Source organism: Butyrivibrio sp. Su6 (genome assembly GCF_900108105.1).
In the GTDB taxonomy this organism is placed as follows: Bacteria; Bacillota; Clostridia; order Lachnospirales; family Lachnospiraceae; genus Butyrivibrio.
This window is the reverse complement of sequence record NZ_FNUR01000001.1, coordinates 392,102-413,552: the sequence shown is the minus strand read 5'-3', so window position 1 is coordinate 413,552 and position 21,451 is coordinate 392,102. Positions and strand designations below refer to the sequence as shown.

The 21,451-nt window shown below is 39.3% G+C and carries 15 protein-coding genes; 13 read left to right on the top strand and 2 right to left on the bottom strand.

The genetic code is table 11. The annotated features are described in order from the left end of the window. The first annotated feature begins 3 nt into the window (after nucleotides 1-3). Nucleotides 4-2,607: a heavy metal translocating P-type ATPase gene (locus tag C4S54_RS01690; protein ID WP_103867971.1), complete on the top strand. Its 2,604-nt coding sequence runs from the start codon at nucleotides 4-6 to the stop codon at nucleotides 2,605-2,607. A 61-nt stretch (nucleotides 2,608-2,668) separates the two neighbouring features. Here the strand turns inward: C4S54_RS01690 and C4S54_RS01685 are convergent, their stop codons facing one another. After that, entirely contained in the window at nucleotides 2,669-3,106 is a 438-nt protein-coding gene (locus tag C4S54_RS01685) for a dUTP diphosphatase (RefSeq protein WP_103867970.1), read from the bottom strand. Nucleotides 3,107-3,365: 259 nt separating this feature from the next. Between C4S54_RS01685 and gltX the strand changes: the two genes are divergently transcribed. Both gltX and C4S54_RS01675 read left to right on the top strand, forming a co-directional pair. Continuing rightward, a complete protein-coding gene (gene gltX, locus C4S54_RS01680) occupies nucleotides 3,366-4,829 on the top strand; it encodes a glutamate--tRNA ligase (protein ID WP_103867969.1) in 1,464 nt (487 codons plus the stop codon). Then, nucleotides 4,819-6,741 (top strand): ATP-dependent helicase, encoded by a 1,923-nt coding sequence (locus C4S54_RS01675; protein ID WP_103867968.1) that lies wholly within the window; start codon nucleotides 4,819-4,821, stop codon nucleotides 6,739-6,741. The genes gltX and C4S54_RS01675 overlap by 11 nt, the downstream gene beginning before the upstream one ends. On the opposite strand, the gene C4S54_RS01670 is transcribed toward C4S54_RS01675, so the two are convergent. Beyond that, complete coding sequence (locus tag C4S54_RS01670) at nucleotides 6,678-7,034, bottom strand: DUF1292 domain-containing protein (RefSeq protein WP_022774488.1); 357 nt, start codon at nucleotides 7,032-7,034, stop codon at nucleotides 6,678-6,680. The genes C4S54_RS01675 and C4S54_RS01670 overlap by 64 nt on opposite strands. A 128-nt stretch (nucleotides 7,035-7,162) precedes the next feature. On the opposite strand from C4S54_RS01670, the gene C4S54_RS01665 reads away from it, so the two are divergent. The 10 genes from C4S54_RS01665 (at nucleotide 7,163) to mreC (ending at nucleotide 21,451) form a co-directional block, all read left to right on the top strand. Continuing rightward, nucleotides 7,163-9,100 carry a hypothetical protein gene (locus tag C4S54_RS01665; protein ID WP_146059956.1) on the top strand — a complete coding sequence of 646 codons (1,938 nt, stop codon included), beginning with the start codon at nucleotides 7,163-7,165 and terminating at the stop codon, nucleotides 9,098-9,100. After that, the gene (gene pepT, locus C4S54_RS01660; RefSeq protein ID WP_103867966.1) at nucleotides 9,097-10,344 is read left to right on the top strand and encodes a peptidase T; all 1,248 of its coding nucleotides are present in this window, start codon (nucleotides 9,097-9,099) and stop codon (nucleotides 10,342-10,344) included. Before C4S54_RS01665 ends, pepT begins: the two co-directional genes overlap by 4 nt. After that, a complete protein-coding gene (miaB, locus tag C4S54_RS01655; RefSeq protein ID WP_103867965.1) occupies nucleotides 10,344-11,804 on the top strand; it encodes a tRNA (N6-isopentenyl adenosine(37)-C2)-methylthiotransferase MiaB in 1,461 nt (486 codons plus the stop codon). Before pepT ends, miaB begins: the two co-directional genes overlap by 1 nt. A gap of 46 nt (nucleotides 11,805-11,850) precedes the next feature. Next, nucleotides 11,851-14,529 (top strand): DNA mismatch repair protein MutS, encoded by a 2,679-nt coding sequence (gene mutS / locus C4S54_RS01650; protein ID WP_242973715.1) that lies wholly within the window; start codon nucleotides 11,851-11,853, stop codon nucleotides 14,527-14,529. Beyond that, complete coding sequence (gene mutL / locus C4S54_RS01645) at nucleotides 14,530-16,563, top strand: DNA mismatch repair endonuclease MutL (RefSeq protein WP_103867964.1); 2,034 nt, start codon at nucleotides 14,530-14,532, stop codon at nucleotides 16,561-16,563. Then, nucleotides 16,560-17,501, top strand: a complete 942-nt coding sequence (miaA, locus tag C4S54_RS01640) for a tRNA (adenosine(37)-N6)-dimethylallyltransferase MiaA (RefSeq protein WP_103867963.1) — start codon at nucleotides 16,560-16,562, stop codon at nucleotides 17,499-17,501. Before mutL ends, miaA begins: the two co-directional genes overlap by 4 nt. Next, nucleotides 17,491-18,774, top strand: coding sequence for a methionine gamma-lyase family protein (locus C4S54_RS01635; protein ID WP_330405547.1), 1,284 nt, complete (start codon nucleotides 17,491-17,493; stop codon nucleotides 18,772-18,774). Before miaA ends, C4S54_RS01635 begins: the two co-directional genes overlap by 11 nt. A 79-nt stretch (nucleotides 18,775-18,853) precedes the next feature. Next, nucleotides 18,854-19,567, top strand: coding sequence for a RadC family protein (gene radC / locus C4S54_RS01630; RefSeq protein WP_103868103.1), 714 nt, complete (start codon nucleotides 18,854-18,856; stop codon nucleotides 19,565-19,567). Nucleotides 19,568-19,576: 9 nt separating this feature from the next. Further along, nucleotides 19,577-20,581, top strand: coding sequence for a rod shape-determining protein (gene mreB, locus C4S54_RS01625; RefSeq protein WP_103867961.1), 1,005 nt, complete (start codon nucleotides 19,577-19,579; stop codon nucleotides 20,579-20,581). Beyond that, entirely contained in the window at nucleotides 20,582-21,451 is an 870-nt protein-coding gene (gene mreC / locus C4S54_RS01620) for a rod shape-determining protein MreC (RefSeq protein ID WP_022774473.1), read from the top strand. It abuts the gene before it with no gap.

Sequence of the window (21,451 nt, the reverse complement as noted above, 5' to 3'; positions counted from 1 at the left end):
AGTATGGATAAATACATTGTTACAGGCATGAGCTGTGCAGCTTGTCAGGCAAGAGTTGAAAAGGCTGTAAGCAGTGTAGAAGGTGTTAAGAGCTGTAATGTTAATCTGCTTACCAATTCCATGGGGGTTGAGGGTTCTGCAAGCGAAGCAGATATTATCAAAGCAGTAGAAAATGCCGGATATGGCGCTCAGCCTATGTCACAAAAGATAAATGCTCAAAGCAGTGAGTCTCTTGGAAATGCGACAGCAAATGACTTTGCCATGGAAGAAGAGGCTCTTAGAGATAAGGAAACTCCTGTCCTTAAGAAAAGACTTATTACATCAATCGGATTTCTTGTGGTTTTGATGTATTTTTCAATGGGTCACATGATGTTTGGCTGGCCACTGCCTTCATTTTTTGATGGGAACCATGTTGCTATGGGCATGGTACAGATGATCCTTACGATCATTATCATGTTTATAAATCGTAAGTTTTTTATCAGCGGCTTTAAAGGGCTTTTCCACGGCGGCGCCAATATGGATACGCTGGTTGCACTTGGAAGCTCAGCTGCATTTGTTTATAGCCTTGTAGCTCTTTTCCTTATGACAGATGCACAGGTAAAAGGTGATACTGAGGCAGTAATGCACTTCATGCATGAGTTCTATTTTGAATCTGCAGCTATGATCCTTACGCTTATCACTGTTGGTAAGATGCTTGAAGCTATGAGCAAGGGCAGAACAACAGATGCCATAAAGAGTCTTATGAAGCTTGCACCAAAGACAGCAAATATAATCGATGATTCAGGTGAAGAAAAAGAAGTATCGATTGAAAATGTTCAGATTGGAACTGTATTTGTTGTAAGACCAGGCGAGAGCATTCCTGTTGATGGCATAGTCATTGAAGGAACCAGTTCTGTAGACGAGGCAGCCCTTACAGGCGAAAGCATCCCTGTTGATAAGGCTGTTGGCATGGAAGTCTCGGCTGCAACCATAAATCAGTCAGGATTTATCAAGTGCAGAGCTACCAGAGTTGGAAGAGATACAACGCTTTCGCAGATAATTCAGATGGTCAGTGATGCAGCATCAACAAAGGCGCCTATTGCAAAGGTTGCTGATAAAGTTTCTGGAGTCTTTGTCCCTGTTGTAATGGGAATAGCTCTTTTGACAATTATTGTATGGCTCATACTGGGAGCTGATTTTGGAAGTGCACTTGCAAGAGGAATAGCTGTTTTGGTTATCAGTTGCCCATGCGCCCTTGGCCTTGCAACTCCTGTTGCCATAATGGTTGGTAATGGTATTGGCGCCAAAAACGGCATCATGTTCAAAACAGCAGCATCACTTGAAATGCTTGGAAAGACTCAGATTGTTGCACTTGATAAAACAGGAACCATAACAAAGGGCGAGCCCATTGTTACCGATGTATTTTCTGCAGACTCAATTGATAAAAGCGGATATACCCCCAGTAAGTATGAGAATTTTGATGACAAGCTCTTAAAGATAGCAGGCCTTCTTGAGTCAAAAAGTGAGCATCCTTTGGCAAAGGCTGTAATGAAGCATGTCAATGACCTCAACGTTGAGCTTGATGAAGAGATCACAGATTTTAAGGCAGTCTTTGGCAATGGACTTGAGGCAAAACTCGATGGTCACATTATCCGAGGCGGCAAAAGACATTTCATAGAAAAATATGCAAGGATCCAGGGCGAAATACTTGAAAAGGCTGATGGACTTGCTGGTGAAGGAAAGACACCTCTTTATTTTTCACAGGACAATAAACTTGTAGGCATAATCGCTGTTGCTGATACTATCAAGGATGATTCGGAAGAAGCGATTTCCCAGCTAAAGAACATGGGAATTAAAGTTGTCATGCTTACAGGTGACAATGAGAAAACTTCCATTGCTATTGGTAAAAAGGCCGGAGTTGACAACATTGTTGCAGAAGTCCTTCCTGAAGAAAAAGAGAAGGTTGTAGCAGATCTTTCAAAACAGGGAATAACAGCCATGGTCGGTGATGGAATTAATGATGCGCCGGCTCTTACAAGGGCTGATACAGGTATAGCCATAGGGGCAGGCACCGATGTGGCAATTGATGCTGCAGATGTCGTACTCATGAAGAGCAGTCTCCTTGATGTTTCAAGGGCAATAAGACTTTCAAGACAGACACTTAAGAATATCCATGAGAACCTGTTTTGGGCATTCTTTTACAATGTAATTGGAATCCCGCTGGCCGCAGGCTGTTATATAAAGCTGTTTGGCTGGTCACTAAGCCCTATGTTTGGAGCTGCAGCCATGAGTTTATCAAGCTTTTTTGTAGTTACAAATGCTCTAAGACTTAATCTTTTCAATATAAATGATTCATCAAAAGATAAGGCTATTAGGCATAAAATTAAAAATATAGTTATAGAAGAAAGGAAAGATAAAATGACGAAGACACTTAAGATTGAAGGAATGATGTGTGGCCACTGCGAGGCTACAGTAAAGAAGGCTCTTGAAGAGGTTAGCGGAGTAGAAAGCGCTGTAGTAAGCCACCAGGATGGAACAGCTGTTGTAACATTTTCAGAAGATGTTGCAAATGATGTTCTAAAAAAGGCAGTAGAAGATAAGGACTACAAAGTTACTGATATAGCATAAATAAAGAAGGATTGGTTTGCCTTATCTGGCGTGCCAATCCTTTTTTATAGGCTTGTATATATTATTGTTTTCCTGTTGTTCCGAAGCCGCCGCGGTCTGTGTTGCCCAGGTGTTCACACTCGTCAAAGACTATTTTTGGCTGGTTTTCCATGATGCGGAACTGGCAGATCCTGTCGTTGAAAGAAATATGAGTATCACGCATAGCGATAGCTGCCATGAACCACTGATCGTTGTCTCCACAGTATGAGTGGTCAACTACTCCCATGTGATTTGACTGAATGATACCAAAATTCTTATAGGTTGAACTTCTTGGTACAATGTGAGCTTCATAGCCTTCAGGTATTTCCATGGCTACGCCAAGTGGAATAAGGTGAAATTCTCCCTTTTTAAGGTCCACATCCTCAGCACTTCTTAAATCGATCCAGTCTGATTTTCCATCAATATATGTAAGCTTTTCAATTTTGTCATTTAAATATTTGATCTTAATAACTTTCTCCATTTTTCCTCCATTTAAGCTCTTGATCATTTTAAAGTTAGTATACATTTGACATTATAAAGATTCAAGGTAAATGCTTCTTCGAAAGTGATTATTTAAGTGCTGAACTATTTAAAATACATGGATGTCAATTGCTTGAAAAAAATATGTTATATGATAGAATGTCATTTGTTGTTTTGTTATAAAAAACGTGATATTACTATATAGAGGCGCTTAAAGATAGTCATTTTAAGCACATCTAATAAAGAAGATAGGAGCAGATATGGTTAAGATTCGTACAAGATATGCACCGAGCCCAACGGGACGTATGCATGTAGGAAATTTAAGAACAGCTCTTTATGCTTATCTTATTTCTAAGCATGAAGGCGGTGACTATATATTAAGAATCGAGGATACAGATCAGGAACGTTTTGTAGAGGGCGCTACAGAGATCATCTACAGAACACTTAAGGAGACTGGTCTTATTCATGATGAGGGTCCGGATATCGGTGGACCTGTTGGACCATATGTTCAGAGCGAGAGACAGAAGGCCGGCATTTACATGCAGTATGCCAAGGAGCTCATCGATAAGGGCGAGGCATATTATTGCTTCTGTGATGAAGAGAGACTTAAGAGTCTTGTTCAGAAAATTGAAGTTGATGGTGAGACAAAAGAGATCAGTGTTTATGACAAACATTGTCTTCACTTATCAAAAGAAGAAGTTGAAAAGAACCTTGCTGAGGGTAAGCCTTTTGTTATCAGACAGAATAACCCAACAGAGGGAACAACTACATTCCATGATGAGCTTTACGGAGATGTATCTGTTGAGAATAAAGAACTTGATGACATGATCCTCATTAAGTCTGATGGATACCCAACATACAACTTTGCTAACGTTGTAGATGACCATCTTATGGGAATCACACATGTTGTTCGTGGTAATGAGTACATTTCATCATCACCTAAGTACAACAGACTTTATGATGCATTTGGCTGGGAAGTGCCAAAGTACATTCACTGCCCACTTATTACAGATGAAGAGCATCATAAGCTTTCAAAGAGATCAGGACATTCATCTTTTGAAGATCTTATCGAGCAGGGCTTTTTACCAGAGGCTGTTGTTAACTTTGTAGCACTTCTTGGATGGTCTCCTGAGGATAATGAAGAGATCATGAGCCTTGAGGATCTCATCAAAAAGTTTGACTACAAGAGAATAAACAAGTCACCGGCTGTATTTGACTATACAAAGCTTAAATGGATGAACGGCGAGTACTTAAAGAGAATGGATGATGACAGATTCTTTGAGCTTGCAAAGCCTTATCTTGAGAAAGCTATCACAAAGGATCTTGATCTTAAGAAAATCGCTAATATGGTTAAGACTAGAATTGAGATCTGGCCTGATATTGCACCAATGGTTGACTTCTTTAACGAAGTTCCTGAATATGACACAGCAATTTATTGCCACAAGAAGATGAAAACTGATGCTGAGAGCAGCTTAAAGGTTCTTAAGGAAGTTCTTCCTGTTCTTGAAGCACATGATGATTATACAAACGATGCACTTTATGCTTGTCTTTCAGATTTTGTTAAGTCTCACGAGTACAAGAACGGATATGTTCTCTGGCCTGTAAGAATCGCTCTTTCAGGAAAAGAGATGACTCCTTGTGGAGCTACAGAGCTCATGGAAGTGATCGGAAAAGAAGAGTCAATTAAGAGAATTAAAGAAGGAATAGCATTACTTGAAAAATAATAATTTTCAAGGTAATTCCGCTCAGATGATGGCTATAAGTCATTACAAAGGCCCTGCAATGGTACTTGCAGGGCCCGGTAGCGGAAAGACCTTTGTTATAGTTTCGAGGATACGCTATCTCATTGAAGTAAGAGGCGTTGTACCATCCAGTATTCTGGTAATTACTTTTACCAAAGCGGCTGCTTTCGAGATGCAGCAGCGATTCATGAAAAATACGGATAGTTCTTATCCGGAAGTGACTTTTGGAACATTTCATTCTATCTTTTATCAGATAATCAAAAATTCTGGTCACTATAATTCCAAACACTTAGAAATTGCAAATGAAAGCTTTAAGCAAAAGATCATTTATAATATTCTTTTTTCTATTGCAGAAAAAGATCCGAGCCTGAAAGAGGAAATGGATTCAGGCTCTGATATATGTAAGAACGTGCTATCTGAAATATCAAGAATTAAGAACAGCTCTTTAAAGAGTGATGACTGCAACAGCTGTTTTGCCTTTTCAAAGTATTTTAATGAGATATTTGAGAAGTATAAAAGGGCATTAAAGGAATTTGAAAAAATAGACTTTGATGACATGATACTTTTGTGTTATGAGCTTCTGTGCAATGATGAGACGCTGCTTGATCTGTGCAGAAAGAGGTTTCGGTTTATCCTTATAGATGAGTATCAGGATATCAATCTCATGCAGTATAAAGTTATTGAACTTCTGATAGGAAAAGAGAAAAATCTTTTTATTGTTGGCGATGATGACCAGTCAATTTACGGCTTTAGGGGATCCGAGCCAAAGTTTATGCTTGAATTTGCTGATTCTTTTAAAGATGATGACCCTAAAACATACAACCTTAACATCAATTACAGATGTGGCAGCGATATCTTAAATAACGCACTTCTGGTTATTGGCGAAAATAAAGAAAGACTTTTAAAAGATCTGAAGGCAGATGGTTCAAATGGCACAGGGTGCCTTGTTCCACTAAAGTTTACAACGAAAGAGAACCAGTATAATTCAATAAAAACTTTTCTACACAGGCAAAAAGATAATCTTTCAAATATCTCTATAATCTGCAGAACCAATTCTGAATGCATGTCTATAGCAGCAATGTTAAAAGAAGAGAAAATCCCTACTAATCTTGATGAGTGCTCAAAGAGCTTTTTAGAGTCAGAAAGCGTCATGGTCTTAATAAATTACCTTAAGTTTTCATGTGTTGAGCGAAGAAGAGAGTTCTTTTACAAGATCATGAATAAACCCTTGCGATATATTTCGAGGGAAGCGGTATCTACAGAAATTGTAAATGAAATGGCAGTTAAAAGATTCTATAAGTCAAATAAAAGAATGCTTGAAGAGGTAAATAAGCTCTTTTCCCAGATAAATATGATCTCACATATGAGGCCATCCTTATCGGTCAGGTATATAAGAAAAGAAATCGGGATAGACAGGGCATTTCCAAAAGAAAAAGAGCAGCTTGATGAATTTGAAAAACTTGCAAGAACTTTTGAAGATACAAAGAGTCTTTTGAATGAAATGGAAAAAAGAATGGGTGAAAAAGTTGACGAAAAGGGTGCGAAAAAAAGAAATAACGGGAACTTTGTAAAGCTACTTACTATGCATGGTTCAAAGGGACTTGAATTTGATATGGTCTGGATCCCGGATCTTAATGAAGGAATCATTCCAAGCAGAGGGGCAGCGACAGAAAGTCAGATAGAAGAAGAGCGCCGAATGCTCTATGTCGCAATGACCAGGGCAAAACAGGCGCTCATGGTAAGCTTTGTTACAGGAACTAAGGAAAATGCTATGCTTCCCTCAAGGTTCCTGCGACCAATAAGGTCAAAGTGGACTTTAAAATATGGTGATCAGCCATCAAGTCCTTCTTCCGGAAGTTCTACAAGCTCATCAAACTCTACATCATCAAGATAGAGGTTGAAAGCTTCAGCAACAGCTTCATATTCAGCATCATCACTTATATATCCAAGTTCAGGATCTTCTTCCTCGCCCTTGTAAATAAATTCATAAAACCAAACATTGCCATCGTTATTCTGTCCGTTTTTATCGAGAGGGAGAAGTACAATGTAGTCTTTTGAATTAACAGTGAGGACGATGATAATAGCACAAGTAACTACTTCACCTCCGTCAAGCTCTACATCTACAGTCATCTGCTCATCGTTTTCGATCTTTGTATTCATGTCTGTGGCAATTTTAGAAAATTCCATTAATAATCCTCCTGAAAAAACTTTTCGATTTATCTATCAAGATTATAGCACGACACGATGCAGTATGAGAAGTTTTGTGGTAAAATATTATGGCTTATGTAGATTTACAAGTACAGGATGGAGCAAAAATGTCAGAAAAGCTAGAAATACTCAAGGAAAAACCATATCCACTAGGTTGCTATATTGATTATGACAAGTCTCTTGTGGTACGCACTGTTTTTGACGGGGACAAGACCTGTGGTATCGCGCTTTATAAAGGGACTTCTAATGATGGAGAGACAGCTCTTAAGATCAAATTCCCTAAATATTTGAAGCGCGGTTCTATATATGCTGCAAGGATAAAAGGAATTGAAAATATAGATGAATACTCATCTTATAACTATTTTGTCGATTCTACTTATTTTTGTGATTCTTATGCCAAGCACCTTCTGGGACTTGAGACTTTTGGACTTGATGTTCCTGACTGCGATATAAGAGCTAAACTTGATAACAGATCAACTTTAAAGGCTTCCGAATACTCTTTTGACTGGGGGAATGACTCTTTTCCTGATATTCCCTATGAAGACAGCTTTGTTTACCTGCTCCATGTAAGAGGATTTACGAAGTCTTCAGGAAGCGGAGTTCCTTCGCAGCACAGAGGAACATTTATGGGAATACTTGATAAGATTCCTTATCTTAAATCCATAGGTGTTACGACTGTTGAGCTTATGCCAGCCATTGAGATGAATGAGGTTGAGACTCCAAAGACTCATGGAGGTATTTTGTCAAAAGAGCTTTTGTATTCCAAAGATGGCAGCATATCAAATACTAACAGTATTAAGCCTCGTCTCAATTTCTGGGGCTATAAAAAGGGCTTTTACTTTGCTCCAAGGACAGCTTATTGTTCAAACCCTGATGATGCCGAGAACGAGTTTAAGCATTTTATAAAGACAATGCATGAAAATGGTCTTGAAGTTATCATGCAGTTCTTTTTCGAAGAGAATGAGAATGAGAGCCTTATGATAGATGCGCTTAGATACTGGAGATGCTCTTATCATGTTGATGGTTTTCATTTGAAGGGAGCAAGGATACCCATTTCTCTTATAACCAGAGAACCGCTTTTTGCTGATGCAAAGATATGGTATGACTGGTTTGAGGATAGTTCTGATCCTGCCAAAAGATATCTTGCCGTATATAACAATTCATTTTTATATGCAAGCAGGAGATTTTTAAAGAGTGATGACAACTCTGCAAGTGATTTTTTCCGTTCGATGATCGCAAACGGAAATACTCATGGAGTCATCAATTATATCTGTGATTATGAGGGCTTTAGGCTTGCTGACCTGGTTGCCTATGAACATAAGCACAATGAAGAAAACGGTGAAAACAATAAGGATGGCACTGACAATAACCTTAGCTGGAACTGCGGAATTGAGGGAAGGACCAGAAAGCAGAGTATTCTGGAACTAAGGAAAAAGCAGATAAAGAACATTTTGACAATGCTCCTTTTAGCCCAGGGAACACCGATGATCTTTAGCGGTGATGAGTTCTGTTCTTCTCAGGGAGGCAATAACAATCCATATTGCCAGGACAATGAGACAGGTTGGGTTGACTGGAAGGCTCTTGAGAAAAATGCTGAGATATTTGAGTACTTTAAGTTCCTTTTGAAGCTGCGTTTTGACCATAAAGTACTTCATAACCCATCAACATTTAAACTAATGGATTATATTTCCTGTGGCTATCCGGATCTGTCCTGTCATGGAAGAGAAGCCTGGAGACCTGATTTTACGGGACACAGCCACATCCTGGGGATGCTTTATTGCGGGCAGTATGATAAGAGCGACAAAAACAGTCCATTTATCTATGTCTGCTATAACATGCACTGGATGGCTGAAGAGATTGCTCTCCCCAAACTCCCTGATGGTCTTCGCTGGAAGATGATATCGGATACTGAGAGCATTTCAAAAATAGATAATACTGATAAAAAGAACAATTCAGTTGAAAAAATGAGTGAAAGGTCAGTTAGGATCTATATGAGCGAGCCTGACCCTGATAATAAAAGCAAAAGGAAGTTGAAAAGAAAATGAATAGACCCGATGTAATTTCAAAATTTTTAAACTATGTAAAATTTGACACACAGTCTGATGACACAACAGGAACTTCTCCTTCCACAATGAAACAGCATGAACTTGCGCGTTTCCTTGTAAAAGAATTAAATGAGATAGGTGCATCTGATGTTTATTATGATGAGGAGCATTGCTACGTTTATGCTTCAATACCATCTAACATAAACGACAATGTCGACAGACCTGCAATCGGCTTTATTTCTCATATGGACACATCTGATGAGGTTAGCGGCAAGGATGTTAAGCCAAGAAAAGTTGAGAATTATGACGGAAAAGATATTGTTCTTAATAAGGAGCTTGGCGTTGTGTTATCACCTGCTGATTTCCCTGAGCTTTCAAATCATGTGGGAGAAACACTTATTGTCACAGATGGAACAACCCTTCTTGGTGCCGATGATAAGGCTGGTATCGCCGAGATCATGACTATGGCGGAAGTTCTTTTGACTAATCCTGATATTCCTCACGGAGATATTAAGATTGCATTTACTCCTGATGAGGAAATTGGTGAGGGAACTGCTCACTTTGATATCGAAAAATTTGGAGCAAAGTTTGCATATACTGTTGACGGCGGAAAGCTTGGAGACCTTGAGTATGAGAACTTCAATGCTGCCGAGGGCAAGATCGTAGTAAACGGAAGAAGCGTTCATCCCGGAGATGCAAAAGACAAAATGGTAAATGCTTCGCTTATCTGCTATGAGTTCCATTCTCTTTTACCTGTTCAGATGAATCCTATGTATACACAGGGAAGAGAGGGCTTTTTCCATCTGACAGAAGTAAACGGATCAACAGAAAAGGCAAGTGCAAGCTATATTATTCGTGACCATGATGAAGCTTTGTTTGAGAAAAAGAAACAGCTCTTTATTGATGCTGCTGAATATTTGAACAAGAAATATGGCGAGGGCACTGTAGAGGTAAAAGTAAGAGATCAGTACAAAAACATGATCGAAAAGATAAGACCTCACATGCATCTTATTGAGAATGCTAAAAAAGCCATGACAGATATCGGTGTTACACCTTTGGAATTCCCGATCAGAGGCGGCACAGACGGAGCAAGCCTTTCATATAAGGGACTTCCATGTCCAAACCTTTGCACAGGTGGCTACAACTATCACGGCAAGTATGAATATGCATCAGTACAGGAAATGGAAAAAACTGTAGATATTCTGCTTGGAATTGTTAATGAGTACGGAAAGAGTTATAAGTAATGGAATTTAAGAAAGATATAAATATTTTAAACGCAAACAAAGAAGAAGTAACAGATGCCGAGAGCTTAAAGCAGCTTGGCTTTATTGAAGAGGCAAAAGGCTATGTTGAAGAGCTGAAAAAAGAGCTTGGAAGAACACCAAAGGCCTGTGTTGTGACTTTTGGATGCCAGATGAATGCAAGAGATTCTGAAAAGCTTTTGGCTATCTTGAAGCTTGTTGGATATGAAGAGACTGATTCAGAAGAGGCAGATTTTGTTCTGTATAATACCTGTACAGTCAGAGATAATGCGGATCAGAGAGTATATGGACGACTTGGCGCATGCGGAAGCCACAAGAAAAAGAATCCTCATATGAAGATAGCTATCTGCGGCTGCCTTATGCAGGAGCAGAGCGCAGTTGAAAAGATTAAGAAGAGCTATCGCTTTGTTGACCTTATCTTTGGTACACACAACATCTATAAGTTTGCTGAACTTTTATGTACAGCGCTTGTATCTGACAGAATGATCATAGATATCTGGAAGGAAACAGACAAAATTGTCGAGGATCTTCCTGTATTTAGAAAGTATCCATTTAAGTCAGGCGTAAATATCATGTTTGGATGCAACAATTTCTGCACATACTGTATCGTTCCTTATGTTCGCGGAAGAGAACGTTCAAGAAATCCTAAGGACATCATAAGAGAGTGCGAAAAGCTTGCAAATGACGGCGTAAAAGAAGTAATGCTCCTTGGCCAGAATGTAAACTCTTATGGCCTTGATTTTAAAGAGGGTGACCCAAATCGAATATCTTTCCCTGAGCTTTTGGAGGAAGTGTCCAAGGTTAAAGGCATAGAGAGAGTAAGATTCATGACTCCTCATCCTAAGGATTTTTCTGATGAGCTTTTGGATGTAATTGCCCGTAATCCTAAGATCGCAAGACATATCCATCTTCCTTTGCAGTCAGGAAATACTGAGATCTTAAGGCGTATGAACAGAAAGTATACAAAGGAGAGCTATCTTGCACTTGTAGATAAGATCCACGAGAAGCTCCCTGATATTGCAATAACTACAGACATTATCGTTGGCTTTCCGGGGGAGACAGAAAGCGATGTAGACGACACAATTGATGTAGTAAAGAAGGCTGGATTTGACAATGCATTTACCTTCATCTATTCAAAGAGAACAGGTACACCTGCTGCCTCTTTCGAGAACCAGGTTCCTGAAGAAGAGGTAAAAAAGAACTTCGACAAGCTTCTTAAAGTTGTTCAGGAAACAGCCCGCAAGCAGTCAGAGAAGATGACAGGTATCACTGCAGAAGTTCTTGTAGAAAGTGTTAATGAACAAGATTCATCTCTTGTGACTGGACGTCTTTCAAATAACACTTTGGTTCATTTTAAAGGCGATGAGTCTCTTATTGGAACATTTGTTAATGTTAGCCTCGATGAATGCAAAGGCTTCTACTTCATGGGCCATGCGGTTTAATTCTAAAATCTAATGAAATGGGGATATAAACGTGGAGAACACTACCATGTTTGAAAGTATAGATATTGAAAAAGTTTCACCGATGATGCAGCACTATCTTCAAACGAAGGCTGAATACAAAGACTGCATACTGTTTTACAGACTTGGTGACTTTTATGAACTCTTTTTTGACGATGCCAAGGTAGCTTCAAAGGAACTGGAGCTTACACTTACAGGAAAGGCCTGTGGCCTTGAGGAAAGAGCTCCAATGTGCGGAGTTCCCTTCCATGCAGTTGATTCTTACCTTACAAAGCTTGTTTCCAGGGGCTATAAGGTAGCAATCTGTGAACAGACTGAAGACCCTAAGCTTGCTAAGGGAATTGTCAAAAGAGATGTAACAAGGATCGTAACACCCGGAACCAATCTTAACATGCAGTCCCTTGAGGAAACAAAGAACAATTATATCATGAGTGTTCTTTATTCACCTGACAGCATCGGAATCTCTATAGCTGATGTGACCACCGGAGATTATTATCTTACTGAGGTTGATAGTTTAAGGGCCTGCAATGATGAGATCGTAAAGTATATGCCATCGGAGATCATCTGTAATGAGGCCTTTACTTTTTCCGGAATCGATATAAATGATCTAAAGAATAGACTTCAGATTTTTGTAAATCCGTTAGATTCAAGGTACTATGATGAAGATTCTTGTAAGAGACTGCTGTTAAGGCACTTTAAGGTTTCTTCACTTATAGGACTTGGAATAGATGATTTTCCAAACGGAATAGTGGCTGCCGGATCTTTACTGCAGTATCTGACAGATATGCAGAAGTCGGATATTTCAAATATCACTCATATTTATCCTTATCTTACAAGTAAGTACATGCTGCTTGACAGCTCAACAAGGCGAAATCTTGAGCTTGTTGAGACAATGAGAGATAAGCAGAAAAGAGGAACCCTTCTGTGGGTTCTTGATAAGACCAAGACTGCCATGGGAGCCAGAACTCTTAGAAGCTTCATTGAGCAGCCCCTTATTGAAAAGGATGAGATTCTTTTAAGGCAGGGTGCAGTTGATACTCTTTTGAAAAACGTCGTTACAAGAGAGGAAATCAGGGAATACTTAAATCCTGTATATGACCTTGAAAGACTGATGTCCAAGATTGTATTTAAGACCGCTAATCCAAGAGATCTTTTGGCATTCAGAAATTCTATAAAGATGATTCCTGCAATTATCACAGCTCTTTTGGATATTCAGGATGACCCAGAGATAAAAAAGCTTACTGAAAATCTTGATCCTTTAACTGATATCCATGATCTTATTGACAGTGCCATAGTGGAGGAACCACCACTTGCCATAAAAGAGAGCGGAATCATTAAAGACGGTTTTGATAAAGATATAGATCATTTCAGAGAAGCCGGAACTAACGGCAAAGTCTGGCTTTCACAGCTTGAAGAGGAAGAAAAAGAAAATACAGGAATAAAGAACCTTAGGATCAAATACAGCAATGTGTTTGGATATTCCTTTGAAGTTACAAACTCATTTAAGGACAAGGTGCCTGATTACTTCATCAGAAAGCAGACTCTTACTAATTGCGAGAGATATACAACACCTAAGTTAAAAGAACTTGAGGATACTATTCTTAATGCACAGGATAAGTTAAATAACCTTGAGTACGACATGTTCTGCAAGATCAGGGATTCCATTGCTCTTGAGATAAACAGAATACAGAGTACAGCTAAATCCATAGCTCTTTTGGATGTGTATGCATCCCTTGCCTATGTGGCTGAAAAGAACAGATATGTTAAGCCTTCTCTTAATGAAAAGGGTATTATCAATATTAAGAACGGAAGACATCCGGTAGTTGAGAGAATGCTTGATTCTTCAGATATGTTCATTTCAAATGACACATACCTTGATAATAAAAAGCACTGCATTTCAATCATCACAGGTCCTAATATGGCCGGTAAGTCAACCTATATGAGACAGTCGGCGCTTATTGTTTTAATGGCACAGATAGGCTCTTTTGTACCTGCTGAAAAAGCTGATATTTGCGTTGTTGACAGGATATTTACAAGAGTTGGTGCATCAGATGACCTTGGAAGCGGTCAGTCCACTTTTATGGTAGAGATGAATGAGGTTGCCAATATCCTCAGAAACGCAACGCCCAATTCACTTCTTATCCTGGATGAGATAGGGCGTGGTACTTCTACATATGACGGACTTGCCATTGCCTGGGCTGTAACAGAACATATCAGCAACAGAAAGATACTTGGAGCCAAGACTTTGTTCGCTACTCATTATCATGAGCTTACTGAGCTTGAGGGCAAAATGGACAATGTAAATAACTATTGTATCGCTGTTAAGGAAAATGGTGATGATATCGTATTTTTACGTAAGATCATCAAGGGCGGCGCTGATAAGAGCTATGGTATCCAGGTTGCCAAGCTTGCCGGTGTTCCTGATATGGTAATTGACAGGGCAAAAGAGATTGTGACTGAACTTACGGATAATGATATTACTGAAAAGGTTCAGAGTATTGCCAAAGAATCCAAGAACGATAAAAAAGTCAAAGTACAGCACTATGATGATGTGGATATAGATCAGATGACTCTTTTTGATACGGTTACAGATGAAGACGTATTAAAGAGGTTACAGGAAATAGATATAACAACACTTACCCCAATGGATGCGCTTAACACGCTTTATAAGCTTCAAAGTGATTTGAAAAACAGGTGGAAAAACTAAATGGCTTTTATTAATGAACTGGACAAAAATACCATAGATCAGATTGCTGCAGGTGAAGTTGTAGAAAGGCCTGCAAGTGTTGTAAAAGAGCTTGTTGAAAATGCTATTGACTCGGGTGCAACGGCAGTTACAGTTGAGATAAAGGGCGGCGGTATCGACATGATCCGTGTAACCGACAATGGCAGCGGAATCGAAAAAAGTCAGATCCGCAAGGCCTTTAAACGTCATGCTACAAGTAAGCTTACCTGCATAGATGACCTTTATACTATTCATTCTCTTGGATTTAGAGGTGAGGCTCTTTCGAGTATTTCATCGGTTGCTCAGGTTGATATGATAACTAAGACTTCTGATGATCTTACAGGCACAAGATATACCATAAATGGCGGTGAAGAGATTTCTTTTGAAGAGATTGGAGCGCCAGATGGAACTTCACTTATTGTGAGGAATCTTTTTTACAATACTCCTGCCAGAAAGAAGTTCCTTAAGACTCCTCAGACTGAAGGAAGCTATATTGGAGATGTCATGGAGCATCTTGCTCTTGATAACCCAACAGTTTCTTTTCACTACATAAATAATAAAGAGGATAAATTCTCTACAACAGGAAACGGCGATCTTAAGGAGATAATCTACAGGATCTATGGAAGAGATATTTCTGTAAGCCTTGTTCCTATAAATGTTTCAGGTAACGGCTATACCCTTGAGGGGTATTTGGGAGAACCTTCCATAAACAGATCAAACAGGAATTTTGAGATCTTTTTTGTAAATGGAAGATATGTAAAAGATAAGGTCATGTCCAAGGCCTTAGAAGAGGGATACAAGCAGTATCTTATGATGCATAAGTTCCCTTTTGCAGTTCTGCATCTGCGCCTTGACCCTGCTATGGTTGATGTCAATGTTCATCCTGCAAAGCTCGAGGTAAGATTTGGAAACCAACCTGCTCTTTATGATTTTATAAGGACAAATGTAGAAAACACCCTGCGAAATCATGAGATGATACCGGATGCACTCCTTGGGGAGGATGAACCTGTAAAGAAAAATACCGGTAATGATGAAAATGCATTAAATTCAGGCGCTGTGGCCGAGGCACCTGATAATAAAAAACCGGAAATTCTCAGTGATTTTGAAGATGATGATAAATCTGCGGTAAAAAAAGATGATAAACCCCAGAAATACATTGCTCCTCAGCCATTTGAAAAAGTCAGATTCGAAGAGAACAGATTAAAGGAAGATGAGCCTGTTTTTGCAACAGGAATCAAGGCGGAGCCTATTAAGATTGAGGATTCCAATAAGTCTGCGGTCTGGACAAGGATCTTTGGGGACTCAGACGGCTCAAAGGCAAAAGAAACAGAAAAACCTTCTCCTATAATCAAGCAGGATGAAGCTGTTATAGTAGAAAAGCCTGTTCAGCTTAATCTCTTTGATGAAAAGGTTCTTAGCAGGGAAAATGTAAAAGAATATGAGATAATAGGTCAGATCTTTGGGACTTATTGGATCATAGGTTTTAAGGACAAGATATTCCTTATGGATCAGCATGCTGCTCATGAAAAAGTTAATTATGAGCGTATGATGAAGAGATATAAGTCAGGAGAGCAGCTTTCACAGATGGTTAATCCTCCTGTTATTGTTTCTCTTTCTGCAGCTGAGGAGGAGCTTTTCCTTAAATACAGACAATACTTTGAAAAACTTGGATTTAATATTGAAAACTTCGGCGGTCATGAATATGCTATGAGAGCAATTCCTGTAGACCTTTTTGGCTGTGAGAATGAAAAAGAGATGTTTATAGAGATTCTTGATGAGCTATCACATGAAACAAGCCTTGACAGAACACCTGATGTCATCAACTACAAGATAGCAAGTATGGCTTGTAAGGCTTCAGTTAAGGGCAATACAAGAATGTCCAGGACTGAGCTTGAAGCTCTTTTAGATGAACTGCTGACACTTGAAAATCCATATAATTGCCCCCATGGAAGACCTACAATTATATCGATGTCCAAGTATGAGATTGATAAGAAGTTTAAGCGAGTAGTGGAATGAGCAAACAAAAGCTTGTTGTTTTAACAGGGCCAACTGCTGTTGGCAAATCAAAGCTATCAATTGAACTTGCAAAAGCTATTGGCGGAGAGATAATCTCCGCTGATTCTATGCAGGTCTATAAATATATGAATATAGGAACCGATAAGATATCTCCCGAAAAAATGGGAGGGGTAAAGCACCACCTCATCGATTTTCTTGACCCCAAGGAAGATTTTAATGTCTTTATGTTTCAAAAGCTTGTAAAAGAAGCTATAGAGGATATTTCCTCAAGGGGCAAAATCCCAATTCTCGTGGGTGGTACAGGTTTTTATATTCAGGCAGTACTTCGAGATATAGATTTTACAGAAACTGATGAGGATGATTCCTATAGAAAAGAGCTTGAGAAAAGAGCGGAAAACGGTGAAGGCCATGAACTCTTTGAAGAGCTGAAAAAAGTAGATCCTCAGTCAGCAGAAATAATTCATGAGAACAACTCAAAGCGTGTTATAAGAGCTTTGGAGTATTATAAAAAGACAGGAAAAAAGATATCTGAACACAATAAAGAGCAGAGTAATAACGATTCTCCATATGATTTTACCTACTTTGTATTGACAGATGATAGAAAAACGTTATACTCACGCATAGACGCTCGCGTCGATAAAATGATATCCGATGGCCTCGAACAGGAAGTAAGGGACCTTGTTAAGATGGACATTCCAATGACGGCAACGTCCATGCAAAGTCTTGGCTACAGGGAAATGATCGGATATTTAAATGGTGAGTACGACCTTGAAAGAGCAATTTATCTGATAAAGCTCAATACAAGGCACTTTGCTAAGAGACAGCTTACCTGGTTTAGACGTGAAAGAGATGTAATATGGCTGGATAAAGAAGCTTTCGGCCACGATGAAGATTTAATATTGAAAGAGATGCTTAGGATTTATGGAAATGAACAGTAATATGTATGAAGCCCTTGGTATATCAAGGGAAGTTTATGAGTTTGGAGAAAAGATTTTAAAGGAGCTTGAGCCAAGATTTAAGGCCATAGATGAGACTGCTGAGTACAATCAGCTTAAGGTTCTTAAGGCAATGCAGGATAATAAGGTTAGTGAAGCCTGCCTTCTTGGAACTACAGGCTACGGATATAACGATATCGGAAGAGAAAAGCTTGAAGCAGTCTATGCCTCAGTTTTCCATGCAGAGGATGCTCTTGTAAGACCTCAGATCACATGCGGAACACATGCACTTGCACTTGCTCTTATGAGTAACCTTCGCCCGGGAGATATGCTTTTTTCTCCTGTTGGAAAGCCTTACGATACATTGGAAGAAGTAATTGGAATAAGGCCTTCAAAGGGATCCCTTGCTGAGTATGGAGTTTCATATTCACAGGTAGATCTATTACCTGACGGAAGCTTTGATTTTGAGAATATCAAAAAAGTATTACTTGAAAACGATAATATCAAGCTTGTAACTATCCAGAGATCCAAGGGATATCAGACAAGACCTACACTTTCTGTAGAGAGGATAGGAGAACTCATAAGCTTTATCAAGGGCATTAAAAAAGATGTTCTCTGTATGGTTGATAACTGCTATGGAGAGTTTGTTGAGAGAATTGAGCCCACAGATCTCGGCGCAGATATGGTTGTTGGTTCACTTATTAAGAATCCGGGCGGCGGACTTGCTCCAATTGGCGGATATATTGCAGGTAAAAAAGAGTGTGTTGAAAATGCAGCTTTCAGACTTACTTCTCCAGGACTTGGGAAGGAAGTTGGAGCTTCTCTTGGAATCCTTCCTCAGTTTTATCAGGGATTTTTCCTTGCTCCTACAGTAACAGCTTCAGCTTTAAAGGGTGCGATCTTTGCAGCAAATATCTACGAAAAGCTTGGCTTTGATGTTTGTCCAAACGGAAGCGAAGACAGATTTGATATCATTCAGGCAGTTACTTTTGGTAAACCTGAGGGAGTTATTGCTTTCTGCGAGGGAATTCAGGCTGCAGCGCCTGTTGATTCCTTTGTTACACCAGAGCCTTGGGATATGCCTGGCTATGATGCACAGGTTATCATGGCTGCAGGAGCATTTGTATCAGGCTCATCCATTGAGCTTTCAGCCGATGGACCTATAAAAGAGCCATATTCAGTATTTTTCCAGGGTGGACTTACCTGGCCACACGCTAAATATGGTATTTTAAAGACTTTGCAAAAGCTTTATGATGTAAAAATGGTATCTTTGTGATAAACTATTAGCTGTACCATTTTGTACTTTTCTGATTGCCTGGAGAAGCGGCGCATTGCGTTATATCAGAAAGGTAAAGATGAATACAATAAATAATAAGATTTTTGGAAGCAGTGCCTACAAGGAAATGCTTCCTTATGAGCGCTTTATAAGTGCAGGCCCGGAGTGTCTTACAGATGCAGAGCTGCTCGCGATCATCATTCGCACAGGCAGTGGCAATTCCTCACCAATAGAAATTGCCCATGAGATATTAAGCTTATCCAACGGTAAAGAGAGAGGATTAAACGGGCTCTTTTCCCTGACACTTGATGAACTAAAAAGTGTTCACGGTATTGGAGAAGTTAAGGCTGTTAAGCTAAAATGCCTTACGGAGCTTGCTAAGAGAATGGCTGTTCAGAGTTCTTTTAGCGGAACTTTCTTTGAGTCATCCAGACAGATCGCATCCATATATATGGAGAAGATGCGGCATGAAGAAAGGGAAAAGGCAGTGCTTCTTTGCCTTAATAATAAGCATAAGCTTATAAATGAATCTGTATTATCCATAGGCACGGTTAATTCAGCTTTGGTGTCTCCCAGAGACATATTTACACATGCGCTTAAAAGTGGTGCATCTTGTATAGTTCTTTTGCATAATCATCCAAGCGGAGATCCGACTCCGTCTAGGGCAGATGCGGAACTTACCAATAAGATCAGCGAATCAGGCAATATGCTTGATATCAGGCTTATAGATCATATTATTATAGGAAATCAGTCATATTACAGCTTTGGAGAAAAAGGGCTTTTATGGCAATAAGGAGAAGAAATGGCTAATATTTTTGGAATTGATCTTGGAACAAGCAATATCAAAATCTTCAACAGGGATGAAGACAGTCTTACAGTAGAGAAGAACATGATCGCTATTGAGAATAAGACAAATATCTTCGCTTATGGAAACTCTGCATACGAGATGTATGAGAAGGCTCCTGACAAGATCAAGATATCATATCCTCTTAACAGCGGTGTTATTGCTGATATTGAGCATATGGAGACACTTGTTAAACTCTTTATAACAGATCAGATGAAGGGCAGCGTTAAGCCTTGTGATGTTTATATTGCAGTACCTAAGGACGTTACAGAAGTTGAGAGAAGAGCTTTCCATGATCTTATCAATGATGCCGGAATCAAGGCTAAAAAGATCATGATGGTTAAAAAGCCTCTTGCTGACGGACTTGGAATGAACGTAGATGTTATGAACTCTCAGGGTGTTTTAGTTGTAAACGTTGGCTATGACACAACAGAGATCTCAATCCTTTCTCTTCGCGGTATCGTTGTAAGTAAGCTTATTAAGGTAGGCGGCAAGAAGTTTGATGAATCTATCAGAAACGTAATCCGTAAGGAATTCGGACTTCTTATTGGTGAAAAGACATCTGAAAGCGTAAAGATTTCTCTTAAGGAGCTTGAAAAAGAGGGCAAGGACGCTGTTGTTTACGGAAGAGATATCGTTACAGGACTTCCTGTTGAGAGAAAGATCCCTACAGATCTTCTTAACCAGGCACTTGTTGAGAACTTTGATGTTATTCTTGATAATGTTAAAGCTACTCTTGAGAAGACTCCACCAGAACTTGCTGCTGATATCTTCAAGCACGGATTATATCTCACAGGTGGTGCTTCACAGGTTTGCCACCTTGCACAGAGACTTAGCAACGGTGTTGGCCTTAATGTAAATATCGCTGAGAACCCTATTGGCTCAGGTGCTCTTGGTCTTGCCAAGATTATTAAAGATGATCAGTATAAACCTCTTGCATATGGAATCGAAGAGGATAGATAAATGAGTCCCATCATAAGGCAAAGAGGAGAAGAATTTACCCTTCCAAGTAAATATCTCCTCTTTATTTTAACAATTCTATGTACGGCGTTAATTGTTATCACATTTAACACTAATCTGTTTACGGGTCCTTTGAACTCGTTTGCAGGTGTATTTGTTGTACCATTTCAAAAGGGAATCACAATCTGTTCAAGCTATATAAAAGAGACTACGGATAAACTTGCTTCCATCACACAACTTCTTGATGAAAACGAGAGACTAAAGAGTCAGATTGATGAGCTTACTATTGCCAATACAAACCTGGAGCAGGAAAAGTATGAACTTACTGAGCTTCGTGAATTGTATGAGCTTGATTCAAAATATAGTGATTATCCCAAGACCGGAGCCAGGATTATCGCCAAGGATGCGGGCAACTGGTATTATTCTTTTGTCATAGATAAGGGTTCCGATGATGGCATTGCAATTGATATGAATGTTATTGCAGGTGCAGGTCTTGTAGGAAGAGTAATTGATGTTGGACCTGACTGGGCAAAAGTGCAGTCTATAATTGCTGATAACTCTGCTGTGAGCGGAATGGTTCTTTCGTCTTCTGATAACCTTATCGTTACAGGAGACCTGGAGCTCTACAGAAGCGGATATATAAGCTTTTCTAAACTTGTTGATGATGCAGACAAGGTTAGCATCGGTGACAAGATTGTGACTTCAAATATCAGTGATAAGTATCTTCCCGGAATTCTGATAGGATATATTTCTACTTTGGAAGATGATTCAAATAATCTTACTAAGTCAGGAACTCTTTCTCCTGCAGTGGACTTTGAACATATGAATGAAGTACTTGTGATATTACAAGTTAAGAATAATGGTGGAAATTAA

Excerpts from the sequence above, each read along its gene's own strand:
- C4S54_RS01690 (WP_103867971.1), top strand. The coding sequence starts at position 4 with ATGGATAAATACATTGTTACAGGCATGAGCTGTGCAGCTTGTCAGGCA.
- C4S54_RS01685 (WP_103867970.1), bottom strand. The coding sequence starts at position 3,106 with ATGGAGAAAGTTATTAAGATCAAATATTTAAATGACAAAATTGAAAAG.
- gltX (WP_103867969.1), top strand. The coding sequence starts at position 3,366 with ATGGTTAAGATTCGTACAAGATATGCACCGAGCCCAACGGGACGTATG.
- C4S54_RS01670 (WP_022774488.1), bottom strand. The coding sequence starts at position 7,034 with ATGGAATTTTCTAAAATTGCCACAGACATGAATACAAAGATCGAAAAC.
- C4S54_RS01665 (WP_146059956.1), top strand. The coding sequence starts at position 7,163 with ATGTCAGAAAAGCTAGAAATACTCAAGGAAAAACCATATCCACTAGGT.
- pepT (WP_103867966.1), top strand. The coding sequence starts at position 9,097 with ATGAATAGACCCGATGTAATTTCAAAATTTTTAAACTATGTAAAATTT.
- miaB (WP_103867965.1), top strand. The coding sequence starts at position 10,344 with ATGGAATTTAAGAAAGATATAAATATTTTAAACGCAAACAAAGAAGAA.
- mutS (WP_242973715.1), top strand. The coding sequence starts at position 11,851 with ATGTTTGAAAGTATAGATATTGAAAAAGTTTCACCGATGATGCAGCAC.
- mutL (WP_103867964.1), top strand. The coding sequence starts at position 14,530 with ATGGCTTTTATTAATGAACTGGACAAAAATACCATAGATCAGATTGCT.
- miaA (WP_103867963.1), top strand. The coding sequence starts at position 16,560 with ATGAGCAAACAAAAGCTTGTTGTTTTAACAGGGCCAACTGCTGTTGGC.
- C4S54_RS01635 (WP_330405547.1), top strand. The coding sequence starts at position 17,491 with ATGAACAGTAATATGTATGAAGCCCTTGGTATATCAAGGGAAGTTTAT.
- radC (WP_103868103.1), top strand. The coding sequence starts at position 18,854 with ATGAATACAATAAATAATAAGATTTTTGGAAGCAGTGCCTACAAGGAA.
- mreB (WP_103867961.1), top strand. The coding sequence starts at position 19,577 with ATGGCTAATATTTTTGGAATTGATCTTGGAACAAGCAATATCAAAATC.
- mreC (WP_022774473.1), top strand. The coding sequence starts at position 20,582 with ATGAGTCCCATCATAAGGCAAAGAGGAGAAGAATTTACCCTTCCAAGT.